The 18,692-nt window shown below is 72.7% G+C and carries 17 protein-coding genes; 11 read left to right on the plus strand and 6 right to left on the minus strand.

All coding sequences use genetic code 11. From position 1 onward, the window contains the following. Positions 1–66: 66 nt before the first annotated feature. Positions 67–1,032: an MEDS domain-containing protein gene (locus tag ACWFNE_RS09725; protein WP_452122217.1), complete on the plus strand. Its 966-nt coding sequence runs from the start codon at positions 67–69 to the stop codon at positions 1,030–1,032. Between the two features lie 114 nt (positions 1,033–1,146). Here the strand turns inward: ACWFNE_RS09725 and ACWFNE_RS09730 are convergent, their stop codons facing one another. Further along, positions 1,147–3,558 (minus strand): ATP-binding cassette domain-containing protein, encoded by a 2,412-nt coding sequence (locus ACWFNE_RS09730; RefSeq protein WP_452122218.1) that lies wholly within the window; start codon positions 3,556–3,558, stop codon positions 1,147–1,149. A gap of 185 nt (positions 3,559–3,743) precedes the next feature. Here ACWFNE_RS09730 and ACWFNE_RS09735 point away from each other — a divergent pair, with 185 nt between their 5' ends. Next, positions 3,744–4,121, plus strand: coding sequence for a helix-turn-helix transcriptional regulator (locus tag ACWFNE_RS09735; protein WP_452122376.1), 378 nt, complete (start codon positions 3,744–3,746; stop codon positions 4,119–4,121). A gap of 5 nt (positions 4,122–4,126) precedes the next feature. Continuing rightward, positions 4,127–4,540, plus strand: a complete 414-nt coding sequence (locus tag ACWFNE_RS09740) for a VOC family protein (RefSeq protein ID WP_452122219.1) — start codon at positions 4,127–4,129, stop codon at positions 4,538–4,540. A 119-nt stretch (positions 4,541–4,659) separates the two neighbouring features. Here the strand turns inward: ACWFNE_RS09740 and ACWFNE_RS09745 are convergent, their stop codons facing one another. Then, complete coding sequence (locus tag ACWFNE_RS09745) at positions 4,660–5,412, minus strand: SDR family NAD(P)-dependent oxidoreductase (RefSeq protein ID WP_452122220.1); 753 nt, start codon at positions 5,410–5,412, stop codon at positions 4,660–4,662. Between the two features lie 250 nt (positions 5,413–5,662). Next, the gene (uxaC, locus tag ACWFNE_RS09750; protein WP_452122221.1) at positions 5,663–7,126 is read right to left on the minus strand and encodes a glucuronate isomerase; all 1,464 of its coding nucleotides are present in this window, start codon (positions 7,124–7,126) and stop codon (positions 5,663–5,665) included. A 270-nt stretch (positions 7,127–7,396) separates the two neighbouring features. Between uxaC and ACWFNE_RS09755 the strand changes: the two genes are divergently transcribed. The 4 genes from ACWFNE_RS09755 (at position 7,397) to ACWFNE_RS09770 (ending at position 12,567) form a co-directional block, all read left to right on the plus strand. Continuing rightward, on the plus strand, positions 7,397–8,548 hold the full coding sequence (locus ACWFNE_RS09755; RefSeq protein WP_452122222.1) for a LacI family DNA-binding transcriptional regulator: 1,152 nt from the start codon (positions 7,397–7,399) through the stop codon (positions 8,546–8,548). Then, positions 8,545–10,149 (plus strand): mannitol dehydrogenase family protein, encoded by a 1,605-nt coding sequence (locus ACWFNE_RS09760; protein ID WP_452122223.1) that lies wholly within the window; start codon positions 8,545–8,547, stop codon positions 10,147–10,149. The genes ACWFNE_RS09755 and ACWFNE_RS09760 overlap by 4 nt, the downstream gene beginning before the upstream one ends. 211 nt (positions 10,150–10,360) lie before the next feature. Next, complete coding sequence (locus ACWFNE_RS09765; protein ID WP_452122224.1) at positions 10,361–11,524, plus strand: Gfo/Idh/MocA family protein; 1,164 nt, start codon at positions 10,361–10,363, stop codon at positions 11,522–11,524. Further along, complete coding sequence (locus tag ACWFNE_RS09770) at positions 11,521–12,567, plus strand: sugar phosphate isomerase/epimerase family protein (protein WP_452122225.1); 1,047 nt, start codon at positions 11,521–11,523, stop codon at positions 12,565–12,567. The genes ACWFNE_RS09765 and ACWFNE_RS09770 overlap by 4 nt, the downstream gene beginning before the upstream one ends. A gap of 143 nt (positions 12,568–12,710) precedes the next feature. Here ACWFNE_RS09770 and ACWFNE_RS09775 read toward each other — a convergent pair whose 3' ends face one another. After that, positions 12,711–13,358, minus strand: a complete 648-nt coding sequence (locus ACWFNE_RS09775) for a TetR/AcrR family transcriptional regulator (protein ID WP_452122226.1) — start codon at positions 13,356–13,358, stop codon at positions 12,711–12,713. A 68-nt stretch (positions 13,359–13,426) separates the two neighbouring features. Here ACWFNE_RS09775 and ACWFNE_RS09780 point away from each other — a divergent pair, with 68 nt between their 5' ends. After that, a complete protein-coding gene (locus tag ACWFNE_RS09780) occupies positions 13,427–13,942 on the plus strand; it encodes a cupin domain-containing protein (protein ID WP_452122227.1) in 516 nt (171 codons plus the stop codon). Between the two features lie 168 nt (positions 13,943–14,110). Here the strand turns inward: ACWFNE_RS09780 and ACWFNE_RS09785 are convergent, their stop codons facing one another. Beyond that, entirely contained in the window at positions 14,111–14,578 is a 468-nt protein-coding gene (locus ACWFNE_RS09785) for a hypothetical protein (protein ID WP_452122228.1), read from the minus strand. Positions 14,579–14,595: 17 nt separating this feature from the next. Next, positions 14,596–14,964, minus strand: coding sequence for a hypothetical protein (locus ACWFNE_RS09790; protein ID WP_452122229.1), 369 nt, complete (start codon positions 14,962–14,964; stop codon positions 14,596–14,598). Positions 14,965–15,290: 326 nt separating this feature from the next. On the opposite strand from ACWFNE_RS09790, the gene ACWFNE_RS09795 reads away from it, so the two are divergent. From ACWFNE_RS09795 to ACWFNE_RS09805, 3 genes are all read left to right on the plus strand, one after another. Then, positions 15,291–15,653 carry a gamma-glutamylcyclotransferase family protein gene (locus ACWFNE_RS09795; RefSeq protein WP_452122230.1) on the plus strand — a complete coding sequence of 121 codons (363 nt, stop codon included), beginning with the start codon at positions 15,291–15,293 and terminating at the stop codon, positions 15,651–15,653. A gap of 152 nt (positions 15,654–15,805) precedes the next feature. Beyond that, positions 15,806–16,081: a hypothetical protein gene (locus ACWFNE_RS09800; RefSeq protein WP_452122231.1), complete on the plus strand. Its 276-nt coding sequence runs from the start codon at positions 15,806–15,808 to the stop codon at positions 16,079–16,081. A 153-nt stretch (positions 16,082–16,234) separates the two neighbouring features. Further along, positions 16,235–18,661: an SIR2 family NAD-dependent protein deacylase gene (locus ACWFNE_RS09805; RefSeq protein ID WP_452122232.1), complete on the plus strand. Its 2,427-nt coding sequence runs from the start codon at positions 16,235–16,237 to the stop codon at positions 18,659–18,661. The last annotated feature ends 31 nt before the right edge of the window (positions 18,662–18,692 follow it).

The raw sequence follows: 18,692 nt of genomic DNA on the forward strand, positions 1-18,692 counted from the left end.
GCCGAGTCGCATGCCCACGAGCGCAGTCGGTCGCGGCCGCACGTGCGTCGTCGCCCGGGGCCCGTCGTGACCACGACGCACCCGGGGCGGACCTTCCGGCACGACCTCGTCCTCCACGACGGGCCCGAGGACCTCGTCCGGCTCATGGCGCCGTTCCTGCGGGAGGGTGCCGCGGCCGGGGAACGGACCGTCGTGCTCGGCCGACCGGACCTCGTCGACGCGCTCCTCGCCGCCGTGCCCGAGGTCACCGACGCCCTGACCCTGCGCGAGCACGACCACGAGCGCTTCGCGGGCCGCGACCTGCACCGCGCGCAGCAGCTCCTCGCCCGCCTGGGCGGTGAGGGGACCCGGGTGCGCGTGGTCAACCAGATGCCGGTCGCGACGACGCCCGAGCAGTGGCACGAGTGGCGGCGGTACGAGGCGGCCGCGAACGTCGTCCTCGCGCCGTACCGGGCGTGGGGCAAGTGCGCGCACGACGCGCGGGCCCTCGACGCCGCGATGCTCGGCGACCTCCGGGCGATGCACGACCACGTCGAGGACGCGCACGGCGGTGGCCCCAACACGGACTTCGACGCCGCAGGGGCACGCGCCGGCACCTTCCTCGACGTGCCGGCGCACCCCACGGAGGCCTCGCCGCCGACGCTCGCGCTCGTCGACCCCTCGTCGGCGGAGGCACGCCATGCGGTGCGGGACCTCGCGCTGCGCGCCGGGCTCCCCGAGACCGCCCAGGAGATCGTCATCCTCGCCACGAGCGAGGCCGTGGAGAACGCGTGGACGCACGGGCGCGCGCCGGTGCTGGTGCGGGGCTGGCTCGACCGCCCGGGGCGTGTCACCGTCGCCGTGAGCGACACCGGACCCGGCCCGCACCCGCTCGTCGGGCTCCTGCCCCACGCGGCCGGCGGCCCGTTCGACCGGGGTGGGATGTGGATGGTCCAGGTGCTCCTGCGCGACGTGCACCACCACACCGGGCCCGGTGGCTACACGGTGACCTTCAGCATCGACGACGACCCCGTGGTGCCGCCGCGCGGGTGAGCGCGCGGACGCCGTCGCACGGCGGCGGGAGGCAGCGGCGGGCGCGGCGGCGGGAACGGCCGACGCCGGGCGGTCGAGAGGCGCGGGCCGACCCGGCAGGCGCCCCCGGAGGCGTCAGTCGAGCACGTACCGCGCGAGGTGCTCCCCGGTGAGCGTCGACCGCGCGGCGACGAGGTCGGCGGGCGTGCCCTCGAACACGATCTGCCCGCCGTCGTGGCCCGCCCCCGGCCCCACGTCGATGATCCAGTCGGCGCGGGCCATGACGGCCTGGCTGTGCTCGATCACGATCACGGACTTGCCGGACTCCACGAGCCGGTCGAGCAGCCCGAGCAGCTGCTCGACGTCCGCGAGGTGCAGGCCGGTCGTCGGCTCGTCGAGCACGTACACCCCGCCCTTCTCCGACATGTGCGTCGCGAGCTTGAGCCGCTGGCGCTCACCGCCGGACAGCGTCGTGAGGGGCTGCCCGAGGCTGAGGTAGCCGAGCCCGACGTCCGCGAGCCGGTCGAGGATCGCGTGCGCCGCGGGCGTCCGCGCGTCACCCGCGCCGAAGAACTCCTCGGCCTCGGTCACGGACATCGCGAGCACCTCGCTGATGTCCTTGCCGCCCAGGTGGTACTCGAGCACCGACGCCTGGAACCGCTTGCCCTGGCACTCCTCGCACGTCGTCGCGACGCCCGCCATCATCGCGAGGTCGGTGTAGATCACGCCCGCGCCGTTGCAGGTGGGGCACGCGCCCGCGGAGTTCGCGCTGAACAGCGCCGGCTTGACCCCGTTGGCCTTGGCGAACGCCTTGCGGATCGGCTCGAGCAGCCCCGTGTACGTCGCGGGGTTGCTGCGCCGGGAGCCGCGGATCGGCACCTGGTCGATCGACACGACCTCCGCCCCGCGCGGGATCGAGCCGTGCACGAGCGAGCTCTTGCCCGAGCCGGCCACGCCGGTGACGACCACGAGCACCCCGAGCGGGATGTCGACGTCGACGCCGCGCAGGTTGTGCGTCGTCGCTCCGCGCACCTCGAGCGCCCCCGTGGGGGTGCGCACCGCGTCCTTGAGCGTCGCGCGGTAGTCGAGGTGGCGGCCCGTGAGCGTGCCGCTCGCGCGCAGCCCCTCGACGCTCCCCTCGAAGCAGATCGTGCCGCCCGCGGTCCCCGCCTGGGGACCGAGGTCGACGACGTGGTCCGCGATCTCGATGGTCTCGGGCTCGTGCTCGACGACGAGCACCGTGTTGCCCTTGTCGCGCAGGCGCCGCAGCAGGTCGTTCATGCTCTGGACGTCGTGCGGGTGCAGGCCGGTCGTCGGCTCGTCGAAGACGTACGTGATGTCGGTGAGGGACGACCCGAGGTGCCGGATCATCTTGGTCCGCTGCGCCTCGCCGCCCGAGAGCGTGCCCGACGACCGGTCGAGCGAGAGGTAGCCGAGGCCGATCTCGACGAAGGAGTCCAGCGTGTCGCGCAGCGTCTCGAGCACCGGGGCCACCGTCGGCTCGTCGAGGCCGCGCACCCACTCCGCGAGGTCGCTGATCTGCATCGCGCACGCGTCGGCGATGCTGACCCCGCCGATCTTCGAGGAGCGCGCGCCCTCGTTGAGCCTCGTGCCGTCGCAGTCGGGGCACGTCGTGAACGTGACCGCGCGGTCCACGAACGCCCGGATGTGCGGCTGCATCGCGTCCTTGTCCTTCGCGAGCAGCGACTTCTGGATCTTCGGGATCACGCCCTCGTAGGTGAGGTTGATGTTGTCGACCTTGATCTTGACCGGCTCCTTGTAGAGCAGGTCGTGCAGCTCGGCCTTCGTGAACCGGCCGAGCGGCTTGTCCGCGTCGAAGAAGCCCGACTGGCTGAAGATCCGCCCGTACCAGCCGTCGACGCTGTACCCCGGGATCGTGAGCGCACCCTCGTTGAGCGACTTCGACGCGTCGAACAGCGCCGTGAGGTCGAAGTCGGTGACCTTGCCGATGCCCTCGCAGCGCGGGCACATGCCGCCCGTGATGCTGAACTCGCGGCGCTCCTTGGTGGTCGTGCCGCCCTTCTCGTACGTGACCGCCCCGGCCCCGCTGACCGAGGCGACGTTGAACGAGAACGCCTGCGACGAGCCCACGTGCGGCTGCCCGAGGCGGCTGAACACGATCCGCAGCATCGCGTTGGCGTCGGTCGCGGTGCCGACCGTCGAGCGGGGGTTGGCGCCCATGCGCTCCTGGTCGACGATGATCGCCGTCGTCAGGCCCTCGAGGACGTCCACGTCCGGGCGCGCGAGCGTCGGCATGAAGCCCTGCACGAACGCGCTGTAGGTCTCGTTGATCATGCGCTGCGACTCGGCGGCGATCGTGCCGAACACGAGCGAGCTCTTGCCCGAGCCGGACACGCCCGTGAAGACCGTGAGGCGGCGCTTCGGGAGCTCGACGCTGACGTCCTTGAGGTTGTTCTCGCGCGCGCCGTGCACGCGGATGAGGTCGTGCGAGTCGGCGACGTGACCCGCGCCCGGCTGCGTGGACGGCTCGGTCGTGGACGGCTCGGTCTCGGTGCTCGTGGCCATGAGGGGGAGGTCTCCGTCGGTGAGGGCTGACCGGCTGGCGGCAGGGTGGGTGGTGAGCCCACGCTAGCGACGCGGGCCCACACGGGAAGACCCCCGGCACGCCCGGAAGTGAGCGCGCACCGCTGTGGCACGCTGGGGCCGTGCTGATCGAGGACCTCGTCCGGCTGCGCCGCGCGCGCGACACGATGGACCGCGACTACGCGCAGCCGCTCGACGTCCCCGCGCTCGCCCGGGTCGCGCTCATGTCGGCCGGGCACTTCTCGCGGAGCTTCCGCGAGGCCTACGGCGAGACGCCGTACAGCTACCTGATGACGCGCCGGATCGAGCGCGCGAAGGCGCTGCTGCGGCGCGGCGACCTCTCGGTGACCGAAGTCTGCATGGCGGTCGGCTGCACGTCGCTCGGCTCGTTCAGCTCGCGGTTCACCGAGCTCGTCGGGATGAGCCCGAGCGCGTACCGGGCCCGGGTGCACGACGACGCGGCGATCCCGGCGTGCGTCGCGAAGGTCGCCACGCGACCGGTCAGGAACGGAGAAGCGCGCCCCGCACCGCCGCCCCTAACGTGAGGCGCATGGACATCTCCCTCGCCTCGTGCTTCATCGCCGTCGACGACTTCGACAAGGCGCTCGTGTTCTACCGTGACGTCCTCGGGCTCGAGGTCCGCAACGACGTGGGCTTCGAGAACATGCGCTGGATCACCGTCGGCTCGCCGTCGCTGCCCGACGTGGACATCGTGCTCGAGCCGGCGCTCGCCGACCCCAACGCCTCGGCCGCCGACAAGCAGGCCGCCGCCGAGCTGCTCGCCAAGGGCATGCTCCGCGGCGTCATCTTCCGCACCGACGACGTGGACGCGACGTTCGAGCGGATCCGTGCGGCGGGCGCCGAGGTCCTCCAGGAGCCGTTCGACCAGCCGTACGGGGTGCGCGACTGCGCGTTCCGCGACCCCTCGGGGAACATGCTCCGGTTCAACCAGCCGCGCGCCTGACCGCGGCCGAGCCCGCCGCCGGGCCGCACCGGCGCACGGCCCGCGGCGGGCGGGCTCGCCGCAGTCCGGGCGCCGGCCCGGGGTGGCACGCCTGTGTCGCCTCGTGCGTGGTGCCGACGTCAGCGGAAGTGCGCGCCGCCGTTCACGTCGAGGATCGCCCCGGTGATGAACCCCGCGGCCTCGGACGCGAGGTAGACGACCGCCGCGGCGACGTCGTCGGGCACCCCCGCACGCTTGACGGCCGTCGACGCGACCGCCGCGCGCTGCGCGGGCTCGGGCGTGTGCGTCGCGTGGAACGGGGTCGCGGTGATGAACCCGGGGGCGATCGCGTTGACGGTGATCTGGCGCGGGCCCAGCTCGCGGGCGAGCCCGCGCGTGAACCCGTCCATCGCGGCCTTCGCGGTCGCGTACGCCACCGCGCCGGTGCCGCCGCCGTCCTGCGCCGCGAGCGAGCTGATCATGACGACGCGGCCGCCGTCGGGCATGAACGGCAGCACCGCGCGCGTCGCGTAGAACGCGCTGGACACGTTCAGGTCGAGGACCTGGTGCCAGTGCTGGTCGTCCATCTGGTGCACGAGCTGCCGGTCGACGAGCCCGCCCGCGTTGTTCACGAGGATGTCGATGCCGCCGCCGAGGGACTCCGCGGCCTTCGCGACGACGTGGTCGACGTCCCAGCTGTGCCGCGCGTCGAGCTGGAACGACTCGCTCGTGCGGCCGAGGCCCTCGATCGTCTCGACGACGGGCGCGGGGTCGTGCGCGAGGTGCGTGACCGCGACGTCGGCGCCGGCCCGGGCGAGCGCGATCGCGATCGCCTTCCCGATGCCGGCCGCGCCGCCGGTGACCAGCGCGCGACGACCCTCGAGGTTGTCCATCCCCACTCCTTGGGCTCACCGGAGCCGCGGGCGCCTGCGCCGGGGCGGCGGCAGGGCACGCCGAGGTCACCGGCCGTGCAGACACGGGTTGCCGGCGCGGTGCACGTCGTCGCCGGGGAGGCCGGTCGGCGGCGCTGCGGCCGTCGACGTGCCACCGGGCGCCACGTGCGGGGGCGCGCCGTGGCCGCACGGTAGCCGTCCGTGGGCTCGGGGGTCTACTCCCCCGATCGAGGGCTCCGGCGCGCCCTCGTCAGGCGCCCGCGGCGACGGCCCCGGGCTCCGGGTAGGACGCGAGCGGGAGGCGGTACGCGAGGTCGACGGCGGTCTCGACGGCCTCGTCCAGGTCGAGCCGGTGCTCGGCGACGAGGCGCGCGAGGTGGCCGGCGTCGATGCGGCGCGCGAGGTCGTGGCGCGCGGGGATCGAGAAGAAGGCGCGCGTGTCGTCGACGAACCCGGTGGTGTTGTAGAACCCCGCACTGTCCGTGACGGCCTCGCGGAACCGGCGCATGCCGTCGGGGGTGTCGAGGAACCACCACGGCGCCCCGAGCCGCATCGCCGGGTACACGCCGGCGAGCGGCGCGAGCTCGCGCGAGTACGTGTCCTCGTCGACCGTGAACACGATGAGCCGCAGCCCGGGGTGGTGCCCGAACGCGGTGAGCAGCGGGCGCAGCGCGTGCGTGAACTCCGTGGGCACCGGGATGTCGTAGCCGACGTCCGGCCCGCGCGCGGCGAGGACGGCGGGGTCGTGGTCGCGCAGGACGCCGGGGTGGAGCTGCATGACGAGGCCGTCCTCGGCGGACATCCGCGCCATCTCGAACAGCATGTGCCCGCTGAACGCCTCGGCCTCGGGTGCCTCGGCCTCGCCGCGCACCGCGGCGGCGAAGATCCGCTCCGCGTCGGCGAGGGGCAGCGGCGAGGTGTCGCCGCGCAGGTGCCCGTGGTCGGTGGCGCGCGCGCCGGCCGCGACGAACGCCGCCCGGCGCTGCTCGAGCGCGCGCAGGTAGCCGGTGTAGGTCGTGGCGTCGGTGCCGGAGCGCTCGGAGAGGAGGTCCAGATCGGTGCGCCATGCCGGGCGGTCGAGGTGCAGCAGGGCGTCGGGGCGGAACGTCGGGACGATGCGCCCGCCCCAGCCGCGGTCCGCGAGCGCCGCGTGGTCCGCGAGGGTCGCGGTCGCCGGGTCCGTGGTCGCGAGGACCTCGATGCGGAACTGGTCGACGAGCGCGAGCGGGCGCATCCCGGGCTCGGCGAGACGCTCGCTGATCGCGTCGTACAGGCGGTCGGCCGACTCCGCGGACGGGCGCTCGGTCAGCCCGAGGACCCCCGCGAGCACGTGCTCGAGCCAGAACCGGGTCGGGGTGCCGCGGTACAGGTGCCAGTGCGACGCGAACGTGCGCCAGATCGCGCGCGGGTCGCTCTCGACCGGGCGGCCGTCGCGGCGCGGGACGCCGAGCGCGTCGTGCGGGACGCCCTGCGAGACGAGCATCCGCACGAGGTAGTGGTCGGGGACGACGAACAGCTCCGCGGGGTTGCCGAACGGCTCGTCCGCGTTCAGCAGGGCGGCGTCGACGTGGCCGTGCATGGACACGATCGGCAGGTCGACGGTCGAGGCCAGGATCTCGCGGGCGAGCGCCCGGGTCGCGGGGTCCGCGGGCAGGGCGCGGTCGGGGTGCAGGGTCCAGCCGCTCGTGGGCCGGGCGGGGGTCTCGGGGGTCACGGTCTCTCCCTGTGCCGGGCGTGCGGGCGGTCCTCGGTGACTCGCGCTGCACCACTCTGCAATCGTTTGCATCGACCCTAGCGGCAGCAGGCGTGCGCGACAACGCACCGAGAACACGTGGCTGACGGCCGCGCTCGCGCTGGTGGCGAGCACAGGTGGTTCCGGCTCCCGCTCCCGCGCACGCCCGGTCGGCGCTCCGGACGTCGTGCGGGGGCACCACCACGAGACGGTCGTTGCACCCGAGCACCCGCCCGTGGTGCAATCGCATCCATGACGCCACCGGTGACGCTGCGCGACGTCGCGCGGGCCGCGGGCGTCTCCCCCGCGACGGCCTCGCGGGCGCTCGCCGCCACGGGTTCCACCTCGACCGACCGCCGCGCGCAGGTGCACCGCGCCGCACGCGAGCTCGGCTACCGGCCCAACCGCGCGGCGCGCGAGCTCATCACCGGGCGTACCGGCAACCTGTGCCTCGTCGTCCCCGACCTCGAGAACCCGTTCTTCGCGGCGGTCGCCAAGGCCGTGCAGTCACGTGCGCGTGCCGCGGGCTACGCGGTGTTCGTCGCGGACTCCGAGGAGGACCCGCACCTCGAGACCGAGCTCGTGACGCAGCTCGGTGCGCAGGCGGACGGCGTGATCCTGTGCGCGCCGCGCATGAGCGAGACCGCCCTGACCCGGCTCAGTGCGGGGCGCTCCGTCGTGCTCGTCAACCGCGAGGCGCCCGGCGTCGCGTCGGTCGTGGTGGACAACGTCGACGGGGTGCGCCAGGCCGCCGCCCACGTGCACGCCCTGGGCCACCGCCGCGTCGCGTGGGCGGGCGGCCCCGCCGACTCGTGGTCGGACCGTGAGCGCCACGCGGGCCTGCTCCGCGCGGCCGAGCAGCTCCCCGGCCTCGAGGTCGTGGACCTCGGCCACTTCGCCCCCGTGTTCGCGGGCGGCGTCGCCGCGGCGGACCTCGTGGCGGCCTCGCGGGCGACCGCGGTGCTGGCGCACAACGACCTCATGGCGCTCGGGATCCTCGACCGGCTGCGCTCGCGCGGCACCGCGGTGCCCAGTGGGGTCTCGGTCGTCGGGTACGACGACGTGCCCGCCGCGACGCTCGTCTCGCCCGCGCTCACGACCGTGGCCGTGCCGTTCGGACGCCTCGGCCGGGCTGCGGTCGACACCCTGCTCGGGCTCGGCACGTTCGCCGACGCGGACCGCTCCGGCGTCGCAGCGGCGCGGTCGGGGTCCGCCGGAGGGCGGCGCGCGACGGACCCCGACGGCCGGGGCGGCGGCACCGACGCCCACGGCACCGGCACTCGCGGCACCGACACCGGCTGTGACGCCGGCGCCGGACCTGACGCCGACACGCCCGGGCACCGGCTCGCCGTCGAGCTCGTCGTCCGCGGCTCGACCGACACCGCCCCCGGAGGCGCCCCGTGACGACCACCCCGACCGACGTGACACCCGCCGACGCGGCCGCCGGCGCCCCGCGCCTCTCGCTCGCGACCCTCGACACCGCCGCGTCGCGCGCCGCCGCGTCGCGCGCCGCCGCGTCGCACCCCGGTGCACCGCGCGCCGCCGCGACGACGTGGACCCCGCCCGCGGTCGACCCGCGCGAGGTCGAGGTCGGGATCGTGCACCTCGGGCTCGGCGCGTTCCACCGGGCGCACCAGGCCGTGCACACCGAGGACGCCGCCGCCGCGACCGCGGACACGCGCTGGGGCATCCTCGGCGTCACGCAGCGCAGCCCGCGCGTCGCCGAGCAGCTCGCTCCGCAGGACGGTCTCTACGGCGTGCTGACGAAGGGCCGCGACACGACCTCGTTGCGGGTGATCGGCTCCCTGCGCGGCGTCGCGTTCCCCGGCACGCAGACCCCCGAGGTGCTCGACCGCCTCGCCGCACCGACGACGCACGTCGTGTCGTTGACCGTGACCGAGAAGGGCTACCGCCGCGCACCGGGCGGCGGCCCGGACCTCGACGACGCCGGCACGCAGGCGGACCTCACGGCGCTCGCGGCCGAGCTCGGCGCCCCGGGCGCGGGGGCGACGGACGCGCGCCCGGCCGCGACGTCGACGGGCCTGCTCGTGCGCGGGCTCGCGCGCCGGCACGCGACGTCGGGCGCCCCCGTCACGGTCGTGTGCTGCGACAACATGGTCGACAACGGCGCGCAGGTCCGGCGGATCGTGACCGGGCTGCTCGACGCGGTCCCCGGCGCGGAGGCGCTGCGCGCGTGGGTCGAGGAGTCGGTGCGCTTCCCCGGGACGATGGTGGACCGGATCGTCCCGGCGACCACCGAGGAGCACCGCGCGGAGGCCCGGAGCATCCTGGGCCTGCGTGACGAGGGCCTCGTCGTCGGCGAGCCCTTCACCCAGTGGGTGATCGAGGACGACTTCGCGGGCCCGCGCCCGGCCTGGGAGCGCGCGGGCGCGACGCTGACCCACGATGTCGCGCCGTACGAGCGCGCGAAGCTCCGGGTCCTCAACGCGACGCACTCGACGCTCGCGTACCTCGGGGCGCTGCACGGTCACCGGACCATCGCGGAGGCGGTCCAGGACCCGGCCCTCGAGCAGGTCGCGCGTGCGCTGATCGACGAGGACGTGCTGCCGACGCTGACGCCGCCCGACGGCCTCGACCTGCACGCGTACCGCGACTCGGTGCTCGAGCGGTTCGCGAACCCGAACACCGGCCACACGACGATCCAGGTCGCGATGGACGGCTCGCAGAAGCTGCCGTTCCGGCTCCTGGCGACGGCCGCGGACCGGCTCGCCGCCGGGGCGGTCCCGCACGCCGTTGCCCGGGCGGTCGCGGCGTGGGTCGTGTTCGTGCGGCGCGGCACCTCCGTGACCGGCGACGCCCTGCCCCTCGACGACCCGCTCGCCGACGTGCTGCGCGGGGCCGCCGCCGGCCCGGAGGACGGGCTCGCCGACCGGATGCTCGACCTCCGTGCGGTGTTCCCGGCCGAGGTCGGCGACTCCCCCGAGATGCGCGCCGCCGTGCGCGCGGCGGTGCGCGAGCTGCTCACGGACGTGCGCGAGGCCTGACGCCGGGCGGGCACCCGGGTACGTCCAGGGCGCGTCGGGCAGGCCCCGGCGCGTCCCACGCATGCGCAGAGCGCGTCCCACGCATGCGCAGAGCGCGTCCCGGGCGCGCGCCGAGCCCGTCTCGGCACGCGGCGGGCCAGCCTTGACGACGGCGTTCCGTCCGGCCTATCGTGGAAAGCGCATTCCCGCGCCTACCCCACTCGGAGAGACAATGACGTCCCGCACGCTCCGCATCGCGATGAACGGCATCACCGGTCGCATGGGCTACCGGCAGCACCTCGTCCGCTCGATCCTCGCGATCCGCGACGCGGGCGGCGTCGCGTGCGACGACGGGTCGGTCGTGCAGGTCGAGCCCGTGCTCGTCGGGCGCAACGAGGGCAAGGTCCGCGAGCTCGCGGAGCGCCACGGCGTCGCCGAGTGGAGCACCGACGTCGACACGCTGCTCGCCGACCCGACGATCGACATCTACTTCGACGCCCAGGTGACGTCGCGCCGGTACACCGCCCTGACCGCGGCGATGAAGCAGGGCAAGCACATCTTCACCGAGAAGCCGACCGCCGAGACGCTCACCGAGGCCGTCGAGCTCGCGCGCGTGGCCCGGGACGCGGGCGTCACCGCGGGCGTCGTCCACGACAAGCTGTACCTTCCGGGCCTCGTGAAGCTGCGCCGGCTCGTCGACGAGGGCTTCTTCGGGCGGATCCTGTCGCTGCGCGGCGAGTTCGGCTACTGGGTCTTCGAGGGCGAGCACCAGCCCGCGCAGCGCCCGAGCTGGAACTACCGCAAGGAGGACGGCGGTGGCATGACCACCGACATGTTCTGCCACTGGAACTACGTCCTCGAGGGCCTGCTCGGCTCCGTCACGGCGGTCACCGCGAGGACAGTCACGCACATCCCGACCCGCTGGGACGAGAAGGGCCGGCCCTACCAGGCCACCGCCGACGACGCCGCCTACGGGATCTTCGAGGTCGAGGGCCCGGCGGGCGAGGAGATCGTCGCGCAGATCAACTCCTCCTGGGCCGTGCGCGTGTACCGCGACGAGCTCGTGGAGTTCCAGGTCGACGGCACCGAGGGCTCGGCCGTCGCGGGGCTCAACCGCTGCGTCGCCCAGCAGCGCGCGCACACCCCCAAGCCCGTCTGGAACCCGGACCTGCCCGTCACCGAGTCCTACCGGGACCAGTGGCTCGAGGTCCCCGCGAACGCGGACCTGGACAACGGTTTCAAGCTGCAGTGGGAGGAGTTCCTGCGCGACGTCGTCGCCGGGCGCGAGCACCGCTTCGGGCTGCTCTCGGCCGCGCGCGGCGTGCAGCTCGCCGAGCTCGGGCTGCAGTCCTCGGCCGAGGGTCGCCGGCTCGAGATCCCCGAGATCACGCTGTGAGCACCGGGTCCCCCGACCTCGCGCGGCTGTCCCTCAACACCGCGACGACCAAGGCGTGGGACCTGCGCGAGGCCGTCGAGGGCGCCGCCCGCGCCGGGCTGCCCGCCGTCGGGCTGTGGCGTGACCGCGTGCAGGAGGTCGGCGCGCCGCTCGCCGCGAAGATCGTCGCCGACGCCGGCCTGCGCGTCTCGTCGCTGTGCCGCGGGGGCTTCCTCACCGCGTCCGACGACGCCGGGATCGCGGCGGCGCTCGCGGACAACCGGGCCGCGGTCGTCGAGGCGGCGACGCTCGGGACGCGTGAGCTCGTGTTCGTCGTCGGCGGGCTCGGTGCCGCGTCGGCCCCCGGCGGCCCGGCGCTGCCGTACCCGGGAACGCCGCCGGGTCCGACGTCCCACCCGGCCTCCGCGGCACCCACCGGCGCGCCGTCGAGCGCCTCCGCGGCACCCACCGGCGCGCCGTCGGGCACCTCCGCGGCACCTTCCGGCGCGTCGTCGGGCACCCCGGCTACGACGCCCGACGGGACGGACCCCGCGCGCGACCTCGTCGCGACCCGCGCCCGCGTGGCCGACCGCATCGCCGACCTCGTGCCGTTCGCGGCCGAGCACGGCGTGCGGATCGTCCTCGAGCCGCTGCACCCGATCTTCGCGGCGGACCGCGCCGTGATCTCGACGCTCGGCCAGGCGCTCGACCTCGCGGAGCCGTTCCCGGCCGAGACGGTCGGGGTCGTCGTCGACACGTACCACGTGTGGTGGGACCCGGACCTCGAGCGGCAGATCGCCCGCGCGGGCGCCGAGGGCCGGCTCGCGGGCTACCAGGTGTGCGACTGGGTCCTCCCGCTCGCCGCCGACGCACTGCTCTCGCGCGGCCACGTCGGTGACGGCTACGTCGACTTCGCGACGATCACGCGCTGGGTCGCCGCCGCCGGGTACACCGGGGACGTCGAGGTCGAGATCTTCCGGCAGGAGATCTGGGACGCCCCGGGCGACGAGACCGTCGCGACGCTGGCCGACCGCTACGCCCGGCACGTGCTGCCGCACCTCTGACGGGCGGCGCGGCCGAGCGGCCCTGGGACCGGCCTCGACCGGGTGGCTCTGCGCTGCGGGTTCGGCGGTCCGCCGGCGCGTCCGGGCACGGTCCGGCGTGAGCCCGCGGGGTCACCGGGCGGCGTTCCGTCCCGCGGGCTCCGTCAGCGTCGCGTGAGCAGCGTGCGCGTCCACACGTCGACGAGCAGGTCGCCGTACCGCTGCGCCGACCACCCCCGCGAGGCGAGCAGCCCGTAGTACTCGGGGGCGTTCGTCGACCACACGAGGTCGGCGGCGTCGTCGTCGGACAGGTCCGGGCGGAGCTCGCCGGTGGCGCGCAGGTCGGCGACGAACAGCCGCATGTTGCCGGCCCGCCGGTCGGCGACCCGCTGCCACGCGGCCGCGCACGACGGGTCGGTCACGGCGGCCTGGCGCAGCACCTCGACGAGCGGCGCGAGCCTCGGCTGGAGCTCGGTGAGAGCGCGGGCGTAGCGGCGGATCTTCGCCTCGGCGCCGGTCGCCTCGCGGACCTCGCGGACGTAGTCACGCTCGGCGGCGGGCACGGCGTCGGTCGTCCCGGAGATCGCGCGCTCGAGCAGCGCGAGCATCACGTCGGGCTTCTTCCCGACCGCGGCGTAGACGGTGTCGAGCGCGACGCCGGCCTCGTCGGCGATGGCCCGCGCCGTCGTGCCGCCGTACCCGCGGGCGAGGAACAGCCGCTCGGCGGCGGACAGGACCGCCTCGCGGGTGCGTTCGCGCTGCGCCTCCCGTGCCGGGCTGCGGTAGCTGCGGGTCTTGTCGGGGACCGTCACGGGTCCTACGGTAGCAACATTGATCCGAAACACGTTCCGGTGAATTGCGACCGGAGGACGGAGCCGTCATGTCCGCAGTCACCGAGGTCCCCGCCGGCGCCGTCGTCCGCCGGGCCGCCGAGACGCACGCGACCTGGGCCGTCGGTGGCCTCTTCGAGCGGCTGCTCACGGCCGCCGAGACGGGCGGGGCGCTCGGGCTCGCCGTGACGACGCAGCTCCCCGGGGCGGCCATGCCGCTGCACGTGCACAGCCGCGAGGCCGAGTGCTTCTACGTGCTCGACGGCACGCTCACCTACCGGGTCGGCGAGCACGTCGCGCGGCTCGCGGCCGGCGACCTCGTCTGGCTGCCCGCCGGCGTGCCGCACGCCTTCCGGGTCACCGGCGACCGGCCGGCCCGGTTCCTCGCGCTCACGGTGCCCGACGGCCTGCTCGACCTGTACGACGCCGTCGGCACCCCCGCCCTCGACCGCCGCCCGCCGCGGCCGGACGAGCAGTCGGTCCCGCAGCAGGCCGGGGCGTGGCTCGCCGCGGCGCCGGAGTTCGGCATCACCGTGGTCGGCCCGCCGCTGCCGCCCGAGGACTGAGCCGCGGAGGGCCGAGCAGTCCAGGACCCAGCCACTCCCGGACCGAGCCGTTCCCGGACCGCGCCGTTCCCGGACCGAGCCGTCCAGCTCAGGACCACCCGGGCGACGCGGGCGGCCCGGACGCGCGAGCCCCGGTGGCGGCCCGCCGGGGAACCGCTCGCTCCGGCGTCAGGCGCCCGTGCCCGTCGTGCGGATCGACGCACGGCGGACCTCGGCGAACGTCCCGCGCGCCGGCGTCCGGGTGTCCGACCCCGCGGGCGACGGCGCCCGGCGCTCCTCGCGCAGCGGGCCGACCAGTGCCGCCGCGTCGACGTCCCGGAGCACGGCGTCCGCCGAGCGCCGGACCAGGGCCACGTTCCACGCCGACGGCCCGACGAGGACCACGACGAACCCCGCCGGGTCGTGCACCGCGTAGTAGGCCGCGTCGGCCGTCTCGACGACGGACCGCACGACCGACTCGCCCGCCGTGTCGAGGAACGCCAGCGTCGCGGCGACCGCGCGCGCCGCCGAGACCTGCGCGTCGGAGGCGGACCCGTCGGCGAGGACGACCCGGTCGACCGTGTCGAGGGCCAGGACGTGCTCGACGTCCGCGACCGCCTGCAGGCGGTCGAGGACGTCGGCGAGCTGGTCGGGCATGTCGGGGTGCCCGGGGCTCAGATGTCGAGCTGGTCCTCGAGCCCCTTGAGCGCACGGCGTGCGAGCGCGAGGTTCGAGCGACTGCGGTCGAGGACGAGGTAGGAGAAGACGCCGGCCAGGTCGGCCCGCGCCGAGAGCCGGATGAGGTGGTACTGGGTGCCGAGCGTGATGAGGATGTCCTCGATCGTCTCGCCGAGGCCGAGGCTCTCGATCGCGCGCATCTTGGCGCGGATGACCTCGGTGTTCACGGCGGCAGCGAGCTCGAGGTCGAACGGGACCTTCGACTGCTGCGCGAGCGCCATCCCGCTCCCGAGGTCGACGAGGGCGATCGCGAGGGCGCCGTCGAGCTCGAGGATCTGCTGGAGCGCGGCGTCGGGCGTGGCCATGGTGGGCCTTTCGGTCGGCACGGTGTGGTGGTGGGGCGCAGCACCGCGCCGCCTGCCATGGTCCGGAGGGCCCGACGGGGCGGCAACCGCCGGTCCGCATCGGCCGCCCCGGACGTCCCGTTCCGTCCTGTTTTCGCGCGCCGGGATCGCCCCGAGTTCACCCCGCACCGCGCCCGCCCGCCACCCGTTCGGAGCACGCCGGCCCGGAACGCTCGTCGCTGCCGCCCCGCCGCCCGGTCCGGCCGCGCCCGGCGACGAGGCGCGTGGCCGCACCGCGCGCTGCGCCCGCCTCGTGCCCCGGTCGCCGGCTCGGGCACGATGGCGCCATGACGGAGCACCTCTTCTCGTACGGCACCCTGCAGGACCCGCGGGTCCAGCGCGCGACGTTCGGGCGCCAGCTCGCCATGACCGCCGACGCGCTCCCGGGGTACCGCACCGAGCTCGTCGAGATCCACGACGCCGAGGTCGTCCGCACGAGCGGCCTGGCGCACCACCCGGCGCTCGTGCCGACGGGCCGGGACGCCGACGTCGTCGCCGGCAGCCTCCTGCTCCTCACGCCCGGCGAGCTCGCCGCCGCGGACACCTACGAGGTGGACGACTACGTCCGCGTCCCCGTCACGCTCGGGTCCGGCGCGACGGCGTGGGCGTACGTGAGCCGCGCGCACGTCGGGGCCGGAGAGACCGCCTGACCGGCTCGGCGACGCGGACGAGCCAGGCCGGCCCCCACGCGACGACTCGGCGACGACTCGCGACCGCGGCTCGTGCCGTGAGCCCCCGGCGACGCGGGGAAATCGCCCTGTCGGCGGCTCAGGACCGCTCGTGGGATGCCGATCCGGAGCGCATGGACGTCAACACCCACCCGGAGTTCGCGCCCACGTTCGCCGGCATCCGACGCCAGTACGGCGACGCGTGGGCCAAGCGCTTCGTGCTCACCGCACCTCTCCTGCTCGGCGACCCCAAGGGACCCGTCTTCCGCGCCTTCCGCTCCGGGCTCGCCGCGCACGCCGCCGGTGACGCGCTGGGCGAGGACCGCGCGTGGGCGACGTGCCAGGCGCTCATGTCGGAGCTCGCGGCGTCGCTCGTCGCCGAGGCGGAGCGGTTCCTGACCGACGCGTGATACGCGAACCGCCACTGCAGCTCGCCGAGCGATGGCAACCGAGTGGGTGAAATCTACCCTCTGGCATAGTTCGTCCGACTTCAACCTGGATTGTGCCGTTACTAAGCGCGACACTTGCCATACGCCACATGCGTGTGATGACAGGGGACTGCCGTGCTGACACTTCCGGACCTGGTTCGCAACCTAACCCCCGCACGAACGGTGCTCTTCTTGGGTGCTGGCGCTGCGGTCAAGAGCGGCGGTCCGGCGGGCAGCGTACTCGGACAGCGCCTAGTTGCACTCCTTAGTCCTGAGAGTGGACTCGCGGGGGACCTCGCGGATGTCGCGAGCGTCCTCGAACTTCGCCGCGGCCGCGCCGAATTGATCTCGGCACTTCGCTCCGTACTGGCTGATTTGCAGCCAACGGGCGGAATATTGTCGCTCCCGGAATACGACTGGGCTGCCCTCTACGGAACAAACTACGACTACCTTGTTGAGAGGTCGTACGAAAGAGCTGGACGCGCCCTTGCCGTCAGCAGATCCAATTTCGACTACAACATCTCAGAGCGAAATCCGGACGCTACGCCGTACTACAAGATTCACGGATGCCTCTCGCAGGATACTGTCGACGGCCAACACGCCCGAATCGTCTTAACCGAAGGCGACTACGATGAGTACTCGTCTTACAGAGAAGTGCTTTTCAAGCGCTTGGATCTCGACCTACAGACAAGAGATCTGGTAGTGATCGGCAGCTCGCTTCGCGATCCGCACATAAAGAAATACATGGACGAAGCTGCACGACTTCATCGCGAACGCCATGCGCCTGGACGCCTATATGCCGTAATTTACGAGGAGGACGAAGAACGAGCCACCCTTCTTGAACGCAAAGGCTACGCCATCGCGTTCGGTAGCCTTGACGCCTTTATGGATGAACTTGCCCAAGTCCATGTCCCGTCCCCGCTTGCCGCCCCGGGACCTGGGATCAGATTGCAGGGCGCATTGACGTCGAAGACGACGTCGATCGAGCATGCGCGAACGCTTTCTTCGAACGCAACACGGTTGTTCAACGGCGCGCCTGCCACGTACGCCGACATCGCGGACGGACTGACGTTTCAGCGAGAGATCGAGCCTACTATCGTGCAGGCATTTTCCCACCGCAATCGCCTTGTAGTGACAATCACCGGCACAGGCGGCGTCGGTAAGACAACGCTGGCGCGTCGAGTCCTTACGCAAATGCAAGATCTCGGTTACTCATGCTGGGAACACGATCCGAACTTTCCCTTCCTGCGCAGCGAGTGGCTATCCGTCGAGGCGCAGTTGCGCGCGTCAGGCCTGTACGGGATTCTCTTGGTCGACGATTGCACGCCGATCCTAAGCCAACTAAACCAGTTGCTCACGCATCTGTCACAGATTCCTGATTGTGCGCTACTCATCGTTGTCACTGCCGGGTCGACACAGTGGCGGCCGAGGACAAAGTCTCCAATATTCTTCACCCACGGTGAAGACTTCGTACTTTCCCGCCTAACACCTGCTGACTTAAACGATCTGCTCAACCTCGTGGACCGCCAGCCACAGTTGCGAAATATGATAGCGCCGGCCTTCGCCCTCGCGACGCGATCCGAACGCTACACACTTCTCCGTCGCCGATGCGCGGCAGACATGTATGTGTGCTTGAAGAATGTGTTTGCGTCCGAATCGCTCGATGGAATTCTTCTGCGCGAGTATGCCGAGTTGTCGGAAGATAATCAGAATGTGTACCGCCTTGTAGCGGCCTTGGAGGCAACCGGCGCCCAGGTGCACCGCCAGCTCGTGCTACGGCTACTCGGCGTCGAAGCGGGCACCGTTCAAGCCCTTCTCCAACTACTAGAAGGAGTCGTTGACGAGTTCGACATTAGACCCACTGAGGGCATCTTCGGTCTTTCTACCCGGCATCGCGTGATCGCGCAGACGATAGCCAACTACAAGTTTGCCGATCAGGACGAAAGATACAATCTATTCCGTCAAGTGCTCGATGGCCTCAATCCGACTGTCTTTTTGGAGTTGCGGCTGGCCAGGGAGCTGTGCGACCGCGAGTATGGGATCGGCAGCCTGACTTCCGATGACAAGCAGGTCGAACTTTATCGCCAACTAGTTGCGCTGGTGCCGGGCGAGCGCATCCCGCGCCACAGACTGATTGCACAGTACTTGCACATGGGCGAGCTCGATCTCGCTGAGCGAGAGATTCGCGAGGCCGTCGACGCGGTTCGTCTAGACCCTCCGCTAGCACGGTATTCGGTCCGACTTCTGATGCAGCGCGCGGTAAAAACTCCGGGAATCATGCGCGAAGATCGTCACGCACTTCTTCTCCGTGCAGAGTCCAAAGCGCTAGAGGCAATGCGCAAGTTCGCCAACGACCCATACTCCTACGTAATCCGCGCCGACGTGGCCTTGGCGATCGCTGAGTTGCTCGACGATGGCCGGGGACTCGACGACGCAATCGAGATCCTCGAACTCAAATACAGCGAACTGCGCGAGCCCAACATGGCTAAAGCGATCAGTCGACTTCGCGATTCGCAGCGAGGCTTTGCACGCCCGACGACGTTGGACAATCAGACGGTGTAATTGTTGCGCGTCTTGAGGTGTTAATGAGCCG

The sequence above is a fragment of the Cellulomonas sp. NPDC055163 genome (assembly GCF_053607065.1).

Bases quoted from the DNA above. Each gene is read 5' to 3' on its own strand.
- ACWFNE_RS09765 (WP_452122224.1), top strand. From the start codon at position 10,361: ATGACGTCCCGCACGCTCCGCATCGCGATGAACGGCATCACCGGTCGC.
- ACWFNE_RS09745 (WP_452122220.1), bottom strand. From the start codon at position 5,412: ATGGACAACCTCGAGGGTCGTCGCGCGCTGGTCACCGGCGGCGCGGCC.
- ACWFNE_RS09795 (WP_452122230.1), top strand. From the start codon at position 15,291: ATGACGGAGCACCTCTTCTCGTACGGCACCCTGCAGGACCCGCGGGTC.
- ACWFNE_RS09785 (WP_452122228.1), bottom strand. From the start codon at position 14,578: ATGCCCGACCAGCTCGCCGACGTCCTCGACCGCCTGCAGGCGGTCGCG.
- ACWFNE_RS09755 (WP_452122222.1), top strand. From the start codon at position 7,397: ATGACGCCACCGGTGACGCTGCGCGACGTCGCGCGGGCCGCGGGCGTC.
- ACWFNE_RS09740 (WP_452122219.1), top strand. From the start codon at position 4,127: ATGGACATCTCCCTCGCCTCGTGCTTCATCGCCGTCGACGACTTCGAC.
- ACWFNE_RS09790 (WP_452122229.1), bottom strand. From the start codon at position 14,964: ATGGCCACGCCCGACGCCGCGCTCCAGCAGATCCTCGAGCTCGACGGC.
- ACWFNE_RS09730 (WP_452122218.1), bottom strand. From the start codon at position 3,558: ATGGCCACGAGCACCGAGACCGAGCCGTCCACGACCGAGCCGTCCACG.
- ACWFNE_RS09780 (WP_452122227.1), top strand. From the start codon at position 13,427: ATGTCCGCAGTCACCGAGGTCCCCGCCGGCGCCGTCGTCCGCCGGGCC.
- ACWFNE_RS09735 (WP_452122376.1), top strand. From the start codon at position 3,744: ATGGACCGCGACTACGCGCAGCCGCTCGACGTCCCCGCGCTCGCCCGG.
- ACWFNE_RS09800 (WP_452122231.1), top strand. From the start codon at position 15,806: ATGGACGTCAACACCCACCCGGAGTTCGCGCCCACGTTCGCCGGCATC.